At 35.9% G+C, this 2026-nt stretch carries 3 protein-coding genes; 2 read left to right on the plus strand and 1 reads right to left on the minus strand.

Annotated features, from left to right (window positions below; all coding sequences use genetic code 11):
- The coding region (locus tag AC06OU_RS10530) for an alanine/glycine:cation symporter family protein (protein WP_475855646.1) at positions 1-711 on the minus strand (711 nt) is incomplete at its 3' end.
- A gap of 212 nt (positions 712-923) precedes the next feature.
- Here AC06OU_RS10530 and AC06OU_RS10535 point away from each other — a divergent pair.
- Complete coding sequence (locus AC06OU_RS10535; protein ID WP_475855648.1) at positions 924-1313, plus strand: YtxH domain-containing protein; 390 nt, start codon at positions 924-926, stop codon at positions 1311-1313.
- Positions 1314-1337: 24 nt separating this feature from the next.
- The coding region (locus AC06OU_RS10540) for a YihY/virulence factor BrkB family protein (RefSeq protein WP_475855649.1) at positions 1338-2026 on the plus strand (689 nt) is incomplete at its 3' end.

Consider the following 2026-nt stretch of genomic DNA (forward strand, 5'->3'; position numbering starts at 1 on the left):
TTCAGGGACAGCTGAAATGTTAGTCACCATTATAAATAGGCCAGCTAGTATGTAAAACAAAGCCATTACGGGTACGAAAACAGCGGTCACATTACCGATAGATTTAATGCCTCCCAAAATAACCAGCGCAGTAAATACCGCCAAAACTAGGCCAGTTATCCACGTTTCTATACCAAAAGTAGATTCTACTGCTGAAGAAACAGAGTTAGCTTGCGTTCCGTTTCCAATACCGAAAGCTGCTAATGCGCCAAAAATAGCGAACAGGACTGCTAACCATTTTTGCTTTAAACCATGTTCTATGTAATACATTGGACCGCCTGCCATTTGTCCATTGGCATCCTTTACTCGATACTTAACGGCAAGGATGGCTTCACTATATTTTGTGGCCATTCCAAAAAATGCTGAAAGCCACATCCAGAAAACTGCACCAGGACCTCCTAATAATACGGCAGTGGCAACACCGACAATATTACCCGTACCAACAGTTGCTGCAAGAGCAGTAGTCAGGGCTTGAAATTGTGAAATATCTCCTTCGGCCTTTTTGTCATGCTTTTTAGAGAAAGTAAGCCTTAAAGCTACCGGCAGTAATCTAATTTGTAGGAAGGCAACTCTAACCGTTAAAAAGATTCCGGTTCCTACAATTAGTATTAGTAACGGGATACCCCATAGTACGTCTGAAACGCTTTTTAATATTTCTAGTAACTTATCCAATTAATTTACCTCCTTGGTTGTAATAAACTCCTGGAAAAAATTTCTGAAGCTCTCATTTCCTTTCAATTAAATTTATCCTTGTAACAATATTCGTAAAATTCTCTTAAATAGTCAAGGTTAATTTCTGAAATTATTATTATTAATAGTTTGATTCGCAAAAGCCAGGGTATAATAAAATTAATATAAATAGATATTCGATGGAGGTAATTAGTATGAGTGAAAGCAAATTTGTTAAAGGTGTATTATGCGGAGCAGTTCTTGGTGGAGCATTAACTATGTTAGATCGTAAGACAAGAGATTCCGTAATGAACAGATCTCGAATGGTAAGAAATGAAATAAAATATTACAACCAAAATAGAGACGAGCTAAAGAAAATGATTGATCAACAAGTTAATAAATGGCAATCCGTTTACAATCAATTTTCATCTGATGCAAAATATATTTCGCAAAAAGTAAATGAAGTAAAAGAAATCACTCCTCAGGTGAAGACACTTGTTTCTGAGACTAAGGATACATTTTCTCAATCCAAAGAAGAGTATAAATCTATTGTTGTACCAGAGGACGAAGAGCCTAAAAGTATTTACGAGCCAAAAGCTCAGTAATAAAAAAAGGAGGGGGAGGAGTAAATGGTCTCAAGCATGAATAGAAATGATAAGAAAAATAAAAAATCTTCCTCTCCAAATTGGTATACGAAGCTAAAGTTTTTAAACTTTAAAAAGAAGGAGAAAAAGAAAACGGAAAATCATGATTTAACCACATGGTCTGGCTATTTTAAGCATTTAGTAACTCATATTCAACGAACGGACATTACAGGGCTTGCGGCACAATTAGCTTACTTTTTCCTGCTATCACTATTTCCTTTATTAATTTTCTTAGTTACATTATTGCCATATCTAAATCTGGATGAGGCTCAAATCTTCCGCTTTTTAGAAAACTATGCACCAGGAGAAGTTTATACCTTAATTGAGGGAACAATCTCTGACGTTTTAGTAAGTCGTAACGGAGGTTTACTATCTATAGGTATTCTCGGGACGATCTGGTCTGCTTCTAATGGAATGAACGCAATCGTAAAATCCTTAAACAGATCTTATGATATTGAGGAAACGAGACCCTTTTTTATCGTTAGAGCGTTATCCGTAGTATTTACCTTGCTAATGATTTTACTTTTTGCTGTAGCATTAGTATTACCAGTTTTCGGACAACAAATAGGGACGATCTTATTTTCTTATTTTGGTTTCCAAGACGACTTCGTCAACTTGTGGAACAATATTAGATGGACGCTTAGCCCTATTATTATGTTTATCGTACTTGCTGC

This window comes from Psychrobacillus sp. (assembly GCF_056205495.1).

Bases quoted from the DNA above. Each gene is read 5' to 3' on its own strand.
- AC06OU_RS10535 (WP_475855648.1), top strand. From the start codon at position 924: ATGAGTGAAAGCAAATTTGTTAAAGGTGTATTATGCGGAGCAGTTCTT.